At 38.5% G+C, this 17477-nt stretch carries 9 protein-coding genes; 4 read left to right on the top strand and 5 right to left on the bottom strand.

The genetic code is table 11. The features are described 5' to 3' along the window. Positions 1–106 precede the first annotated feature (106 nt). The 3 genes from TY21_RS05150 to xerD are packed head-to-tail and all read left to right on the top strand — an operon-like array spanning position 107 to position 3152. Complete coding sequence (locus TY21_RS05150; protein ID WP_174232789.1) at positions 107–1720, top strand: glucose-6-phosphate isomerase; 1614 nt, start codon at positions 107–109, stop codon at positions 1718–1720. An 18-nt stretch (positions 1721–1738) separates the two neighbouring features. After that, positions 1739–2245, top strand: coding sequence for a hypothetical protein (locus TY21_RS05145; protein ID WP_042243662.1), 507 nt, complete (start codon positions 1739–1741; stop codon positions 2243–2245). Between the two features lie 4 nt (positions 2246–2249). Further along, positions 2250–3152 carry a site-specific tyrosine recombinase XerD gene (gene xerD, locus TY21_RS05140; protein ID WP_042243664.1) on the top strand — a complete coding sequence of 301 codons (903 nt, stop codon included), beginning with the start codon at positions 2250–2252 and terminating at the stop codon, positions 3150–3152. 41 nt (positions 3153–3193) lie between these two features. On the opposite strand, the gene TY21_RS05135 is transcribed toward xerD, so the two are convergent. Beyond that, positions 3194–3700 carry a SycD/LcrH family type III secretion system chaperone gene (locus tag TY21_RS05135; RefSeq protein ID WP_042243667.1) on the bottom strand — a complete coding sequence of 169 codons (507 nt, stop codon included), beginning with the start codon at positions 3698–3700 and terminating at the stop codon, positions 3194–3196. Positions 3701–3820: 120 nt separating this feature from the next. On the opposite strand from TY21_RS05135, the gene TY21_RS05130 reads away from it, so the two are divergent. Beyond that, complete coding sequence (locus TY21_RS05130) at positions 3821–4225, top strand: hypothetical protein (RefSeq protein ID WP_042243671.1); 405 nt, start codon at positions 3821–3823, stop codon at positions 4223–4225. A gap of 410 nt (positions 4226–4635) precedes the next feature. Here TY21_RS05130 and gatB read toward each other — a convergent pair whose 3' ends face one another. The 4 genes from gatB to TY21_RS05110 form a co-directional block, all read right to left on the bottom strand. Continuing rightward, a complete protein-coding gene (gene gatB, locus TY21_RS05125) occupies positions 4636–6096 on the bottom strand; it encodes an Asp-tRNA(Asn)/Glu-tRNA(Gln) amidotransferase subunit GatB (protein ID WP_042243673.1) in 1461 nt (486 codons plus the stop codon). Positions 6097–6106: 10 nt separating this feature from the next. Continuing rightward, on the bottom strand, positions 6107–7564 hold the full coding sequence (gene gatA / locus TY21_RS05120) for an Asp-tRNA(Asn)/Glu-tRNA(Gln) amidotransferase subunit GatA (RefSeq protein WP_197725037.1): 1458 nt from the start codon (positions 7562–7564) through the stop codon (positions 6107–6109). Positions 7565–7581: 17 nt separating this feature from the next. Further along, a complete protein-coding gene (gene gatC / locus TY21_RS05115; RefSeq protein ID WP_042243676.1) occupies positions 7582–7881 on the bottom strand; it encodes an Asp-tRNA(Asn)/Glu-tRNA(Gln) amidotransferase subunit GatC in 300 nt (99 codons plus the stop codon). Positions 7882–8956: 1075 nt separating this feature from the next. Further along, complete coding sequence (locus TY21_RS05110; RefSeq protein ID WP_130589563.1) at positions 8957–17230, bottom strand: tetratricopeptide repeat protein; 8274 nt, start codon at positions 17228–17230, stop codon at positions 8957–8959. Between the last annotated feature and the right edge of the window lie 247 nt (positions 17231–17477).

Raw genomic sequence — 17477 nt, 5'->3', positions numbered from 1 at the left:
AAAAATGTAATAAAATTTTGTTGATAAATCTTAAGTTTGCCCTTCATCATTTATTGTTCATCGGTTATAACAAGGCTATCCTATTCAGATGAGGTTTTTTATGTCTATGGTAGAAAAATGTTGTGTGAACAGTCGATCATTTGATCGCTTTCTTGCTACTGCCACGTTAAAGGAACTGGCCAAGCATCCTTGCGACTTAACGGATCCCCATCTCTTAACTCCAGCTCGTTTGCAGCAGCTTAGTGCTGAAGCTTGTGGTATAAAATTTTTGTATGGTACAGAGCAGGTGACAGAAGAGGTTATGCAGGCTTTGGTGGAGCTATCACGCGAAGCAGGCGTACTACAAGAAATGAAAAAGATGCAGGCGGGTGAAGTTGTTAATAAAATCGAAGGTTTTCCAAGTGAAAATAGAAAGGTTTTGCATACCGCGGTAAGAGATTTTTTTGAGGCTCCTAATCAAGCGAAAGAGGCCTGCGAAGCAACAAAAGAGGCTAAAAAAGAGATCGATAAGCTGCAGCATTTTATCAATAAAATTGATAAAGACCAGCGCTTTACAGATTTAATCATGATTGGTATTGGAGGTTCGGATTTAGGACCTAAAGCTCATTATATAGCTTTGCAGCCTTTGCAAAAAAAGGGCCGAAAAGTGCATTTTATTTCTAATGTAGATCCTGATGATGCAGCCATGGTTCTTAAAAATGTAGATTTGTCTACTACGTTAGTGGTTTGCGTGTCAAAATCTGGGACCACCCTTGAAACATTAACGAATGAAGAAATCGTTCGCTCACACTTCCAAAAAGCTTCCCTTCATCCTCGTAATCATTTTATAGCTGTCACAGGTCGTGGCAGTCCTATGGATAACCCCCAGCAATACCTAGAAAGCTTTTACATTTGGGATTGGATTGGAGGACGTTATTCTACTACCTCAATGGTAGGGGGAGTAATGCTTTCTTTTGCCTTTGGATTTGAAGTGTTTTGGGAGCTACTCAGAGGCGCCAACGCGATGGATAAGGTGGCTTTAAATCCAAGTATCAAGCATAATCTGCCTTTATTAGGAGCCTTATTAGGCATTTGGAATCGAAATTTTTTAGGGCATCCTACCGTGGCGCTTATTCCTTACTCTCAAGCTTTATCACGTTTTCCTGCTCATATTCAACAGCTTGACATGGAATCTAACGGGAAACATACCGATCGAAGAGGAAATCAAGTTAACTTTCAGACAGGGCCTATCATATGGGGGGAGCCAGGTACCAATGCCCAACATTCGTTTTTTCAGCTTATTCATCAAGGAACAGCTCCCATTCCTGTGGAATTTATTGGTTTTAAAGAATCTCAGCATAAAAAAGATTTTTTATATAAAGGCACTTATTCTCAAGAGAAGCTGCTAGCTAATCTTTTTGCGCAAGCCATAGCTTTAGCAGCCGGCCAAAAAAATCCTGACAATATAAATAAAAGCTTTTTTGGCAATAGGCCTTCTCATATTCTTTTAGCCCGTCAGTTAACACCCCACATTTTAGGCTCATTACTTGCCTACTTCGAGCATAAAGTGGCCTTTGAAGGATTTATCTGGGGGATTAATTCCTTTGATCAGGAGGGAGTGCAATTGGGTAAAATTTTAGCTAATAAAATTATTGATCAATTTTCTTTTAAAAGAGGAATAGGCGAAAAATCTGAGTTTGCTTTAGGCGAGGCAATGATCCGCCATTTAGAGACTTTGTAGTGTCCTAGGGAGAAAAATATGTTGAAAATAGAGATTCCCAAACGTGCCGCGCATTGTATGCATGGCAACGAACCTTTGATTCCAGGGATGGAGTTTTATTCGATCTTGCTTTTTCAAGAAGAAGGATACCAGAGGAAAGACTTTTGCTTAGCTTGTTGGGAAAAATTTGCTAAAGAAGATTTTAGCACAAGGGCTAAAACGGCTTGGAAAGCTAAGGTCGTTTCAAAAAAAGAAAAGGAAGAAATATCTTTTAAAACACGTGATGAAAAAGCCTTTTATTTATTGAAAAACTTATTACAATCTCCTTCTGAAGAAGAATGGGCAGAAGCATTCATATTGGCACTTTATCTAGCGCGACGAAAAATTATTTATTTAAGGCAAGAGCTGCCGCAGGAGGATGGATCTGTTGTCGCTATTTATGAGGTGGCAGCTACAGAAGAGATGTGGGCTGTTAAACGAAAGCCATTGAGCCCTAGCGACATTAAAGCTCTTCAAGTAAAAATTGCCGAAAAGTTATCTCGATAAAGCCATGCAGAAATCCTCTTTTAGTCTCTTGGATACTATTTTTGAAGATTTTCTAAGCTACATAGGATCGGAAAAAGGGTTAGCAGTAAATACTATAGAAGCTTATCAGCGAGATATAGCTGCATTCTTTGCTTTTATAAGAAAGAAAGGCTTGACTGCTATACAACAGGTCGATGAAGAACATTTGATGGATTTTGTGGCCTCTCTACAAGCTGCAGGATATGCCAGTTCAAGTATTGTACGCAATCTCATCGCCATTAAAGTATTATGTCGATTTCTAAAAAGAGAAGGAAATTTGCCAACCAATTTCTCCTTATATTTTGCTACGCCTAAAGCTTGGCAGCTTATCCCTACAGTGCTTTCCTACGAAGAAATTGAAAGATTATTAGAAGCTCCCGATGTAGAGACGTTACAAGGCTCACGAGATAAAGCCATGCTAGAAATTATGTATGCGTGCGGACTGCGGGTCTCTGAAGTTTGTAGCTTGAAGATTTATGATGTCGATGATGAATATGTGCGGGTGATGGGTAAAGGAAAGAAAGAACGTTTAGTTCCTATAGGATTTAAAGCTATCCAAGCTGTCGATCATTATCTTCATCATTATCGCTCATTAGCAGAGAGTGAAAAAACTAAAGAATTATTTGTCTCTAGCCGGGGAAAACCTATCGATCGGGTGAGTGTATGGAGGATGATCAAAACATATATGAAAAAGGCAGGTATCCTTAAAAATATATCCCCTCATTCTCTTCGACATTCATTTGCCACCCATCTATTAGAAAATGGAGCTGACTTACGCGTTATCCAAGAAATGCTTGGGCATGCAAGTATCAGTAGTACGGATAGATACACGCAGATAAGCAAGTCTCGCTTGCAAAAAAGCTTCGATGAATTTCACCCTCGGGCTTAATTAAATATTAGAAGCGTAAGAGAATATATAAAAAATAATATTTATATATCTTTAAGTAAAAGCCGTTTAGCATTTTCGGCATGATGCTGAAGTTCTAAAAATTCAGGATGGTTGGAGGCATATTCTATTGCCAAATCTAGTGCTTGCAGGGCACTTTCTCTATCATGCAGAGCAAAGAGGCATTTAGCTAGATAAAAATAGGGCACAGGGTTATCAATACGGCATATAGCTGCCATTTCGTAAGCATCGATAGCAGCTTCGTAATCTTTATTGAGTTGTGAGCACATCCCTAGCCCCACCCAATACTCATGGTTATAAGGATTAAGAGTGACTAGGAATAAGAAAGCTTGAGCAGCTTCCACATAGCGGCGGTGGTCGAATAGGCGATAGGCAGCGCCATAGAATTTAGCCATGGTTTCATCGCTAAATTCTAAAATTTGCTGAGCAGTTTTACCTTGGGCAAGTTGCTTTTTAAGAAGCTTTTTATTTTTAAGCTTCATTTTAACTTTTTTAGTTATTTTAAATTCACCAATGTCGTCGCTTTCCATTTTTAACCCCGTTGGGGCTGATATTATGAATTTCTTCTTCACTTTGTCAATAAAACATTTCAGGCTTGTTTCTTATCTTCTGATTTAGCATAATACTTCCTCAATAAAAAAGAGGTTTATATGACGACGTTAGCATCTATCGACTTGAAGAGTGATAGAGGATCTATTCATCTGCCCGTTAATCCTGCATGGCGAGAGAAAGCTTCTCAGACTTTTTCCAAAGTGAAAGAAGTGGCTAACGTTGTGTTTATTAGCTTATTAACCATAGCTCTTTTTGCTACCAATCCTGGAATGTGCTTTATTTCATTAGTAATAGGGATAGCTTTTAGTAAATCGATAGAAAAGGCTGTAAACAGGATTAAAGTATTTCTATCCGCTTATTCCGTGCCTGTAATTATCGGCTGTTGGGGGATAGGCATGTTAGTGCTGCCTGTCTTTCTTGCTACTGCTGCAGTCATTTGGCAAGCTTCATTAGGAAGCTATCTTTCTAAAAAAGCAAATGAAAAAATGCTTTATAAAGCTTAATTATCTGAAGCTTAAAGGGGGATTCTAAGAGTCCTGCTTTTCTTTTTATCCACTCCCTTTTAATTGGAGTAGCTTTAGAAAAAAGATTGCTACAAGATAAAAATTTTTGCACAAATTTTTTAATGCTGGAAATAATTAAAACGAGCGAAGAGGTTGTCTATTACTTATTTCCTTAGCGGGCTTGAACTCCAACAAAAAAGGAAGAGTTTGTTTGAATGGATTTTAAGTGAATACCTACATCTTAGGTAGAGCTTATAATTTTTCGAGCGTTTTTATTTAATTTTTTCACCTAAAAGCTTGCTAAAAAGAGTGCCTAGTTTTTAAGCTTTTCTCCCTTAAACATTTAAAAATAAATTTAAAAGAATAAAGCCAGAAAATAGAAGTTTTTGACAAACCTATTAGCTTATTATCTAGGAATTTATACGCTGCTTGAGCATCTCGTTTACTACGGTAGGGGCTGCTTTACCTCTAGTCTCTTTCATCACTTGGCCCACTAAAAAAGCAAATGCTTTTTCTCTACCTGCTTTAAAATCAGCAATAGATTGAGGGTTTTGCGCTATTACTCTATCTACAATAGCTGCAATTTCTCCTTGATCGCTCACCGGTTTAAAATCAGGATTATCAGCTACGATTTTTTCACAATCCATTTGGGGTTGAGCCACCATTTGATCAGCCACAGTTTTAGCTATTCTTCCAGTGATCGTTCCTTTGTCAATCATGTTTACTAACTTGGCTAGCTGAATGGGAGGAATACCAAGAGTTAAAAGATTTTTACCCGAATCTTTAAGCCTTCCTGCAAATTCTACAATGATCCAATTACAAAGGTTGCGTGCATTTGAGCAATTTTTAAGAGCTTCCTCAAAGTAATCAGCTATCGGCTTATCTTGCGTTAAAACAAAGGCGTGATGAGGAGAAAGACCCAGCTCGGCTACATAACGCCTTTCTCTTTGTAAAGGCAATTCCGGTAATGACTGACGTACTTCCTCGATATAGCTATCGGTCAGAACAATAGGCACAAGATCAGGTTCAGGAAAATAGCGATAGTCATCGGCTCGCTCTTTGCGGCGCATAATGACCGTCTCTTTTTTTTCCGGATCCCATCGATAAGTGGACTGTTGGATAATTTGGTGGTAAGGGGTGTTAGGGTGCTTCATGTAGGCAGAGATCTGGCGTTTAATTTCGCATTCAATAGCTACATGCATATTGCTGAAAGAATTCATGTTTTTGATTTCAATCTTATTACGAAGCCCAGTTTCTCCTTTCAGGCGCACGGAAATATTTGCATCCACGCGTAACGAGCCCTCTTCCATGTTGCAATCCGAAACATCAATATATTGTAAAATGGCTTTGATAGCTGATGCATAAGCTACAGCTTCATCGGCCGAATGAATGCAGGGTTCAGACACAATTTCAATCAAAGGAACACCTGCGCGATTATAATCCACACCCGCGAAATTGGTAAAATGTTTAAGCATGCCCGCATCGTCTTCTAAGTGTACCCGGTTGACAGCAAAAGTTTTTTCTATTCCATTAACCTCGGCGACAACAGTTCCTCCCAATACAATAGGCTGCTCAAATTGCGTGATCTGAAAATTGCGAGGGCTGTCAGGATAAAAGTAGGATTTGCGATCAAATTTGCTAAATTTAGCGATAGTAGAATTGATGGCACATCCAAATTGCACGGCTTTTCGAACGGCTTCCTTATTAAGTACGGGTAGAGCTCCTGGCTGGCCTGTGCAGACTTCTGTAATGTTTGTGTTAGGTTCATCGCCAAAATGATTGGGAGCTACGCTAAACAGTTTAGTTTTGGTGTTAAGTTCGGCATGTATTTCAAGACCAATTACGGCTTCCCAGTTAGTATGCTGCGTCATTGAATTTCTCCTATTTCACTAGTTCAGGCATGTGCATATGATAGGCGGTCGCCTTTTCAAAAGCGTGGGAGACTTGGAAAACACCTACCTCATCTTTTTGGGGGCCTATTAATTGCAAGCCCATAGGTTTTCCCTCAGTAGAAAAACCGGCAGGAATGCTGATGGCAGGAAGGCCTGCTAAGTTAATGCCTATCGTGTAGATGTCTTCTAAATACATTTGTATAGGATCTTTAATCGAGTCTATTTCAAATGCCGCAAAAGGGCTAACGGGGCTAGCTACCAAGTCACATCTTTTAAAAGCTTCTTGATAGCTTTGTATAATTAAAGTGCGAATTTTTTGTGCTTTTTTATAGTAGGCCTGTTGATAACCAGAGGAAAGTACGAAGGTGCCTAAAAGAATTCTTTGCTTCACTTCTTCTCCAAAGCCCTCACTTTTTGAAAAATCATAGATTTCCTCTAAGGTTTGAGCGCGACTCGAACGGTGGCCATAGCGCACTCCATCAAAGCGTGCTAAATTGGTAGAAGCTTCGGCTGTGGCCAAAATGTAATAGACAGGTAAAGAATACTTTAAAATACTTAAATCTATTTCTACTATTTCAGCTCCTAAGCTTTTTAGAACTTCTAAAGAATTGTTAAAGACTTCTTTAGGTTCGGCAGCAAGAGTATCTAAAAAATGCCAAGGCACTCCAATCTTTTTTCCTTTAATGTCACTATTCATCTTCGCAAGGTAATCGTCCGCTTCAGCGGGTAAGCTGGTAGAATCTTTTTCACAGTGCTTTCCAATCACTTCCATCACTAAAGCGGCATCTCGCGTGTTGGTAGCAAAAGGGCCTATTTGATCCAGGGAAGAAGCATAAGCAACTAATCCATAGCGAGAAACTCTTCCGTAGGTAGGTTTAAAGCCCACGACTCCACAAAAGGAAGCGGGCAAACGGATAGATCCTCCTGTATCGCTACCTAGCGCAAGGGGACATAAGCGTCCAGCAACAGCAGCAGCAGATCCACCTGAAGAGCCACCAGGAGTGCATTTTAAGTTCCAGGGGTTATAAGTTTTTTGCAAAGCAGAGCTTTCATTAGAAGAGCCCATCGCAAATTCATCCATATTAGTCTTGCCTAAAAGAATAGCATCTTCTTCTTCCAAAAGGCGAACAACCGTAGCATCAAAGGGAGCGCGATAATTAACGAGGAATTTAGAAGCGCAGGTAGAAATTTCTTCTTTAATATGAATATTATCCTTGATAGCTATGGGAACAGCCGCAAGCTTTCCTAATTTTTCCCCTAAAGCTTTCTTCTTATCTAGCTGCTTAGCTTTTTCAATCGCACGCTCTTTGTACACTGCAAGAAAAGCTCCAATCTGGCTGTCATATTGATCGATACGCTTTAAAAAAGCTTCCGTAACAGCTAGCGCGGTAAGATCTCCTTTTAAAAACTTATCTTTAATTTCGCATGCGGTCAGTGTGTGTATCATGTCTTTCCTTCAGATAATCAGTTTTGCTTAATGATGGTAGGAACTTTTATCATTCCTCCAATGTGCGCAGGAGCATTGGATAAAAACTTTTCACGGGGCAGGGTGGGCCCAGGCACATCTTCTCTCATCACATTGTACATATCAGTAAGAACATGATCACAAGGTGGCACATCATCGGTATTGATTTCATTCAATTGTTCGAAGTATCCAATAATTTTTTTTAAATTGTTAAGCAGGACTTCTTTTTGTTCTTCTGTGCACTCGATGCGACTTAAAGCCATTAGGTTCTGAATAGTATCTTTGTCAATATGTGCCATTTTATAGCTCCTGAAATGAATCGCTTTATAATAATGAGAGTCTGCTTATTATGCAACAGAAGCTAAAAATTTTGCAGGTGACAGATCATTTTAAGTAACTCATGATCACATTTTTCATCTATCTGGTTTTTTTTATGCTTTGGCGCAGAGCAGTATCAAAGTCGCCAAGCTTTTTTTTCATTCGCTCCTTCAAATAGCAAGTGGATATCCTGATGTAAATTTTGAGCTTTTTAAGGGTTGGCTCTTATTCTAATAAGATGGAAGCAAATTCAAAGGAAGGAGAGGCTCAATGCATAGAAGTTCTCGTGACGATTTAAGTGATAAAGAGTGGAAGAAATAAAGCATGTTTTCTCTGTTTTCTATGAAAAAGGATGGAGGCTGTTTAGGTACCCTCAACGAAAGGCATTAGTAGATGCTAGTTTTATGTAAACCGTATAGGATGCCAAGAGAGGCACGCTCCCCACAATTTTCTTTTTTGTAAGCTAAAGTTTAATTATTTTTCTAGGCGGAAGCTTGCTAGGAAATTGGAGGAGATAAAAACCTATCTATGAAAGAAGAAAAGAAGGTAAGGAAAAGAAGGAAGAATCATTAGCAGCCATAGCTGATAGTCAGAAAGTGAAAGCCCCAGACTCCTGAGGGATATGCTTAAGAGGGAGGAAAAACCAAAGGAAGGAAAAGACCTATCTTAAGTAGACAATCCAAGAGTAGGACACCAAGGCTTTTTTTAGTATCATCTCTTGAAGAGTTGCTTCTCCACCTGTTTCGTAAAGGTCTTGAATTTATAAAAGCAATTTTTAAAATATCTCCTCATTTTGCAAGCTTTAAGGCACATTTCCTAATGTTTCGGCTAGCTTTAAAATACCCCACTTTTTTTGATAGCTTTGTGATGAATTACTGAATTTGACATTTTGTCACTTCTTATTGATCTTAGTCGCTTGCTTCAGATCAGCCCTGCCGCTTTTATAGGCGGCAGGCTTTAAAGTCTTATGGTGTTTTTATATTTTTTAGGTTCATCACCAATGACAGATTAAGTTTTATCTATTGCAGATAATTAAAAACGATGAATGCTTTCCTTTTACTTTAAGATCTCTGACTTATAAGCTGCTTCCTTAAAAAAACTAAGGTTAGTAGCAAGCGCTTTCTTGATATGCTGAGCGGCTTGCTCTAAATTGCCTTTTTCTTCGCAAGTTATTCCACAGTTGTTATAAAATTTTGCTACCATAGGATGATCTTCCTCAAAAATCTTAAGAACAGCAGTAAGCGTTTTTAATGTATAGTCAGCCGCTTTGTCTAATTTGCCTTGTTTTTTATAGGTTCTTCCAAGATTATTATAAATTGTCGCTACCTTAAGAGGGTTTTCACCACGGCTCTCAAGGTCAATAGCAATAGCAAGCGCTTGTCGTGTATGCTCAGCTACCTTATCTAGATTGCTGTGATCTGGGTAGACTGTTCTCAAGTTATCGTCATCGCTTGCTTCTATGGGATTATTTTCACCAAAAAGCTTAATAATAATAGTAAGCGTTTTTTGTGCATATGCCAAAGCCCTATCTAAATTGCCTTGCTCTTGGTAGAGTATTCCCAAGTTATGGTAATCTCTTGCTACTACAGGACTTTTTTCACCAAAATGCTTAAGGTTAATGGCGAGTACTTTCTTGGCATATTTAGCGGCCTTGTCTAAATTGCTCTGCTCTTTGTAAATTTGTCCTAAGTTAGTGTAATCTGTTGCTAAACGATAGCTATTTTCCCCCGAAAGGTTAACGTCAATGGCAAGCGCTTTCTTGGTATACTCAGCCGCTTGTTTCAAATTGCCCTGCTCTTTGTAAATTTGTCCTAAGTTGCTATAAGCTGTCGCCACACCATAACTGTTTTTCCCCCCACTCTTAATATCAATGGCAAGCGCTTTTTTGGTATACTCAGCGGCTTGTTCAAAGTTACCTTTCTCTTTATAAATTTGTCCCAAGTCGTTGTAAACTTGAGACACTGTATGATGATTTTCGCCAAAAAGCCTCATACTAGTAGCGAGCTCTTTATTGGCGTATTTAGCGGCCTTTTCTAAATTGCCTTGTTTTTGGTACATTTGCCTTAAGTTGTAGTAATCGCTTTTTACCGCAAAATTATTTTCACCCAACAGCTTAATTTTAATGGCAAGAGCTTTTTTAGTGCATTCAGCCGCCTGATCTAAATTGCCTTGGTCTTGGTAAATTTGGGCTAAATTATTGTAATCTCTTGCTACCATAACATGAGTGCCACCAAAAAGCTTAAGGTGAATGGCAAGAGCTTTGTTGCTATACTCAATCGCCTGATCTAAATTGCTTTGGTCTTGGTAGATTTGCGCCAAGTTATTATAATCTCTTGCCACCATGGAATGATCTTCATCAAAAAGCTTAAGGTCAATGGCGAGAGCTTTTCCAATGTATTCAGTGGCCTTATCTAAATTGCCGAGGTGTTGGTAGATTTGTCCCAGGTTGTTGTAATCGCTTGCTATAGCAATATGATTTTTATCAAAAAGCTCAAGGTCCATAGCTAGTGCTTTCTGCGTGCATTCAACTGCCTTGTCTAAATTGCCGTACTTTTGGTAGATCATTCTAAAATTATTGTAATCTTCTACCATCTTGGGGTCATTTTCACTAAGAAGCTTAAGTTCAATAGCGAAAGATTTATTAATATATTCAATTGATTTATCTAAATTGCCTTGCTCTTTGTAAATTTGCTCCAAGTTATTGCAATCTCTTGCCACCATGGGATGTTTTTCACCAAAAAGTTCAAGGTTAATGGCAAGTGCCTTCTCGATGTATTTAGCTGCCTTGTCTAAATGGCCTTGCTCTTTGTAAATTTGTCCCAATTTGTTGCAAGCTGTTGCTATATCATAGCTATTTCCCCCTCCACTCTTAATATCAATGGCAAGCGCTTTCTTAGTATACTTAGCGGCTTGCTCCAAATTGCCTTGCTTTTTATAAATTTTTCTCAACGTGTGGTAAACTTGAGACACTGTATGATGGTTGTCGCCAAAAAGCATAACAGTAGTAGCAAGCTCTTTCTTGGCGTATTTAGCGGCCTTTTCTAAATTGCCTTGATCTTGGTAGATTTGCCTTAAGTTGTAGTACTCGCTTTTCACCGCAAAATCATTTTCACCCAAAAGCTTAATTTTAATGGCGAGAGCTTTTTTAGTGCATTCAGCCGCCTGATCTAAATTGCCTTGGTCTTGGTAAATTTGGGCTAAGTTATTGTAATCTCTTGCTACCATAACATGAGTGCCACCAAAAAGCTTAAGGTGAATGGCAAGAGCTTTGTTGCTATACTCAATCGCCTGATCTAAATTGCTTTGGTCTTGGTAGATTTGCGCCAAGTTATTATAATCTCTTGCCACCATGGGATGATCTTCATCAAAAAGCTTAAGGTCAATGGCGAGAGCTTTTCCAATGTATTCAGTGGCCTTATCTAAATTGCCGAGGTGTTGGTAGATTTGTCCCAGGTTGTTGTAATCGCTTGCTATAGCAATATGATTTTCCTCAAAAAGCTCCAGGTCCATAGCTAGTGCTTTCTGCGTGCGTTCAGCTGCATTGTCTAAATTGCCGTACTTTTGGTAGATCATTCTGGAATTATTGTGATCTTCTACCATCTTGGGGTCATTTTCACTAAATAGCTTAAGTTCAATAGCAAAAGATTTATTAATATATTCCATTGCTTTATCTAAATTGCCTTGCTCTTTGTAAATTTGCTCCAAGTTATTGCAATCTCTTGCCACCATGGGATGTTTTTCACCAAAAAGTTCAAGGTTAATGGCAAGTGCCTTCTCGATGTATTTAGCTGCCTTGTCTAAATTGCCTTGCTCTTTGTAAATTTGTCCCAATTTGTTGCAAGCTGTTGCTATATCATAGCTATTTCCCCCTCCACTCTTAATACCAATGGCAAGCGCTTTCTTAGTATACTTAGCGGCTTGCTCCAAATTGCCTTGCTTTTTATAAATTTTTCTCAACGTGTGGTAACCTTGGGACACTGTATGATGGTTGTCGCCAAAAAGTATAACACTAGTAGCTAGCTCTTTTTTGGCGTATTTAGCGGCCTTATCTAAATTGCCTTGGTCTTGGTAGATTTGAGCTAAGTTATTGTAATCTCTTGCTACCACAGCATGAGTGTCACCAAAAAGCTTAAGGTTAATGGCGAGAGCTTTTTTAGTGTATTCAGCCGCTTGCTCTAGGCTGCCTTGTTCTTGGTAATACTGCCCCAAGTTGCTATAAAACATTGCTGTTTTAGAATGGGTTTCACCGAAAAGGCTAAGGTTAATGGTGAGAGCTTTAGTAGTGTAATCAATCGCCTTGTCTAAATTGCCTTGTATATGATAGATACCTCCAAGGTTGTTGTAAGTCATTGCCGTATCGGAATGATTTTCACCAAAAAGCTTAATGTCAATCTCGAGAGCTTGATTGATATATTCAGCAGCCTTGCCTAAATTGCCTTGTTCTTGGTAATATTGTCCCAAGTTGCTATAAAATATTGCCGTCTTAGAATGATTTTCCCCAAATAGCTTCAGATTAATGGCGAGAGCTTTTTTAGTGTAATCAATCGCCTTGTCTAAACTGCCTTGTTTATGATAGATGCCCCCAAGGTTGTTGTAAGTCATGACCGTATTGGAATGATTTTCACCAAAAAGCTTAAGATTAATGGCGAGAGCTTTGTTGCTATAATCAACCGCCTTGCCTAAATTGCCTTGTTCTTGGTAATACTGTCCCAAGTTGTTAAAACATCCTGCTACAGTAGAATGGTTTTCACCGAAAAGCTTAAGGTGAATGGCAAGAGCTTTGCTGCTATACTCAATCGCCTTATCTGAATTGCCTTGCTCTTTGTAAATTTGTCCCAAGTTATTATAATCTCTTGCCACCATGGGATGTTTTTCACCAAAAAGCTTAAGATCAATGATAAGAGCTTTGCTGATATACTCAGCTGCCTTTTCCAAATTTCCTTGCTCTTTATGGATGTCCGCAAGGTTGTTGTAAGTTGTTGTCACAGCAGCGTGATTATCACCAAAAAGCTCAAGGTCAATAATGAGCGCTTTCTTGGTGTACTCAGCCGCCTTGTCTAGATTACCTTGTTCTTTATAGATCCCTCCAAGATTGTTGTAAATTATCGCCACCTCGGGATAAGTTTCACCAAAAAGCTTAAGGCTAATAGCGAGAGCTTTCTTAGCATACTCCATCGCCTGTTCTAAATTACCTCGCTCTTGATAGATGTGCCCCAAGTTGTTATAATCTCTTGCCACCTTGGGATGATTTTCACCAAAAAGCTTAAGGTCAATAGCGAGAGCTTTGTTGCTATAATCAACCGCCTTGTCCAAATTGCCTTGCTCTTTGTAGATCTGTCCCAAATTATTGTAATAAATCGCCACCGTGGGATAATTTTCACCAAAAAGCTTTAAGCCAATGGCGAGAGCTTTTTTAGTGTAATCAGCCGCTTTGTCTAGATTGCCTTGGCTTTGGTAGATTTGTCCCAAGTTATTATAACATGCTGCTATAGTAGTATGGTTTTCACCAAAAAGCTTAAGGTCAATAATGAGCGCTTTTTGTGCATATTCCACCGCCTTATCTAAATTTCCTTGCTCTTTATAAATTTGTCCTAAGTTGTTATAATAGGTGGCTACAGTAGTATGATTTTCACTAAAAAGCTTGAGTCCGATAGTAAGAGCTTTGTGGCTATATTCGGCTGCCTTGTCTAAATTCCCTTTCTCTTGGCAGATTGTACCTAATCTGTGATAATTATTTGCTATAGTAGGATGATTTTCACCAAAAAGCATAAGATCAATATTAAGCGCTTTCTTGGCATACTCATCCGCCTGTCCTAAATTGCCTTTTGCTTTGCAGATGGCTCCTAGATTGCTATAAAGACTCGCCACCGTGGGATGAGTATCCCCAAAAAGCTTAAGGTTAATAGCAAGCGCTTCCTTAGTATACTCTGCCGCCTTATCCAAATTACCTTGGTCGTGATAGATTTGTCCTAAGTTGTTGTAACAGAGGGCTACAGTAGGATGATTTTCACCAAAAAGCTTAAGGTCAATAATGAGCGCTTTTTTTGTGTACTCGGTTGCTTTGTCTAAATTGCTTTGGTGTAGATAGATGCCTCCAAGGTTGCTATAAATTGTTGCTACATTGGGATGATTTTCGCCAAAAAGTTTGAGGCTAATAGCGAGAGCTTTTTTAGCATACTCAGCCGCCTGCTCTAAATTACCTTGTTCTAGATAGTTTTGCCCTAGATTATTATAATAAATTACCACTGTGGGATGATTTTCACCGAAAGTCCTAAGATCAATGGCGAGTGCTTGTTGTGCATACTTAGCCGCTTGCTCTAAATTGCCTTGCCTGTGATAGATGCCCCCAAGGTTATTGTAAAATGCTGCCATTTGGGGATGATTTTCCCCAACAAGCTCAAAGTTAATGGCAAAAGCGCTTTTAACGTATTCCGCGGCTTTATCTAAGTCTCCTTGGGCATTATAAATGATGCCCAGAAAACCTAAAAAGTATGGGTTTTTTGCATTTGCTTTTTTTGCTAACTTGTAATACTTTTTTGCTTCCTTATATTGAAAAAGCCTTAGGGCTATATCACCTTGTGTATCCGGGGAGTGGTCCTCTAAATCTGATAATTTGAGGCTTTCTTCGTGGCCTGCTAGAAAATCTTGGATAGCTTGATGGAAAGGAATAAAAATACGATAAATTTTTTTTACCTTTTCCAACGCTTCATGATCTAACGCAAATTGCTTTTTAATAAGGTTAGGATCATCAAAGCCAAAGGGTTTAATCAGCGGATTCATCATCTCTTGTTGTGCTTGATAATGTGAATAGGTTTTGAGGCGCATAAATAGCGCTATACTCATCCAATCCTTTAACTTTTCGGCGGCGCCTTCCGTTATAATCTTTAACTCACTTAGTTTATCAATCCTAGTAAAGGTGTCGGAAGCTTCTACTTTTTTAAGAAGGGCTAGCCGGTCTAAAGCCAAATGAGGAAAACGATAAAAATCATTTTTAACTTTAAAAAGCATGCCCTGCCTACCTAAATCGCCCATTCCTGGATTAAAAGCTTCCATATCAGCTAGTACAAGGTGTTGCTTGGCTAAGTACTGGCGCAGATCAAGGCTTTCTTGATAATGCATATTAAGCACTTCTTGAATATTTCCATCATAGGCTTTAATTAATTCAAAATTGCCAAGCAAAGGAGTAAAGTTTAGCAATTCCATAGGAAGATGTGGCTCTTTATCATGCCACCATTGACCATTTTCATCCTTACCAATATATTGGGCCATCTTTTCAGGAGTTTGGATAAGCTCAAATGTCTTACCATTACCGAAAGGGGTTTTACAGCCTTTTCCTTCTACCCCTGCTCCATCAAAGGCAAAGCCCCGTGAGGTTATGCTATCAAAAAAACTTATGGCTTGTAAGCAAGGAATATTTAAAGCAGGAAGGATGGTTTCTCCTAAGTTGATAACTTTTAAGTGAATTAGATTCGTAAGATTCTTAAAGTATTTTTTATTTGTAGGAGTATCCTCTTGTATAATGATACCAAATTCTAGGTCGGAATAAGGAGTCATCTCTTCTCTAGCTAGGGAACCAAAGCCTATCATAGCATATTCACAAGGCGCAGGGCCTAAGACATCGATAGCCTGATTTACCAAAGCGCTAAAAAAGCTTTTTATACTCTGGGCAACATCTCGGTAAAGGTCCCTCACTTCTTGGAAAGAAGGCGTTTCTGGCAGGACTTGAATTTTCTCCTCTACTTCCTCTCTAAAATTTTTTAATACTTGGCGATTGGTAATAAATTGCTCCTGCATTATCGCTAAACTTAAGGGGTTACCCTTACAGGCTCTAATTATCAAGTTTTGGGCTCTACAAAGCTTATCACTAAGAATTATTTGTCGCTCTGGGGGAGCAAGGTATAAAGCATAATTGTAAAGTCCTGCCGCTTGCAGAAACGTTTCAGGTGTCCCTTTACCCACATAAACATCACCTAGTTTTTCTATGCAGATGCTCTCTTGGATGGAATCGTTCTTTTGAGTGGCCAGCTTTAAAGCTAGCGTATAGGCTTCTTCTGCTTCTTTTAACTTAATTTTTGTTAAAAAACTATTACTTTCATCTATAGAATAAACAATTTTGTCTAGATATTCAGCAATCTTATTAAGATACTCAGGCGATTTTTGAGGTTGATAGCGTGTCAACAACTGCATCTTGCTAGGTAGGTGCTGCTTAAACATGCGAGCACAGCTTTTAGCATTAAGAACCTTTCTTAATTCATCATCGTTTAAACTGTTGAAAGAAAGGAAAATCCGTTGGAAAATTTTTAAGGGTAGAGTAGCTAAAGGATTGGAGGGATCAAATATTTCTTGTTTACCAGCCTCATTAAAATCCTGTTTTATAAGGGAAAATCTTTTAACTTTATTCATTCTAGCTTTTATATGAGGAGAAAAAGAATGGTCTTCACCCGAAAGGAGAGTAGGGGAAGTTGCTGATTTTAAAGGAAGAAAGTTATTCTGCTTTAAAGGCTTTTGGGCATAAATAAAATGACCTCCTAAATCTACAATGAGGATATATTCTTTAGGTCTTTCTTCATCAGGAATAGTGCCCCATTCCTGGGTTGTTTCAGCTGCAGCTATTCCCTCTCTTGGGAGGATAAGCATATCATTAACGCCACAAATCAAATGTTCCTCATTGACTGTCACCAATCTTATAGGAATAGATAAATCCGAAGCTAGCAGATCTCCTTCACCTAAGCCGCTTACCCAAGATCTTTTTCTTATTATTTCTTCTGCTCTTTCGTTGTTCGTATGCTTGATGATGCCTGAGAGCGCTTCTCTTAAATAGGAAATTTTGTTTTTTTGATCGTCTAGCAAAGGGATTTTCCTTGAAAGACAAGCATAACTTCCTAAAAAAGCGCTAAAAAAACAGTCACCATCACTGGGAACACCCTTTAATTCAAATCCTTCCTTACTTAGATAGTCAGCCGCAGTATTTACTTTTGCTATCATGGACTCACTAATAATAGTTGAAGAATCCTGCCATAAGCACTCAGCTATTCTATGTTTGTTCCATTGACTAGGAGCTAAAAAGTTAGATTGTTGTTTTTCTGTTGGTGAGTTAGTTCTCACTTCTTTTGCATGAAAACTTTTCCATTCCTCAGTTAGTTCAATTAGCTCCTTCCACTCTTTACAAACCAATCGTGCTTTGCACAAGTCTTGCTTTTCTAATTTTTTGAAAATTTTTAAGCTAAGCCCTACATAGGTGCTTAGCTTCAGATAAGGTTGTTTTTCTTTTCCTATTTTCTTAAACGCAGTAAATATAAAAGGGTTAATAGACAAGTTTTCTATAATCATTCTCTTATCCTCCTTTTAATCCTACTTGCATCTTAATGCATTTGTAGTGTTGGTTATGATCTTTCTTATCTCCTTAATTTAAAAGGCGTTAAAATAAATGTAAAGAATATAGTAATTTTTTAATCCTTCAGGTTTTCATTTACCCTGCAAACGAAACCTTAAAAAATATAGATTTTCTAAAGGTCTTCTTATGTAGCGTGAAGATGTAACCAACGTGACGATCTTTAAAATGTATTTGATGCATGGA

The sequence above is a fragment of the Neochlamydia sp. S13 genome (assembly GCF_000648235.2).
Taxonomy (GTDB): Bacteria; Chlamydiota; Chlamydiia; order Chlamydiales; family Parachlamydiaceae; genus Neochlamydia.
Note: the sequence above shows the minus strand (reverse complement) of the source record. Positions and strands in the feature narration are given on the sequence as shown.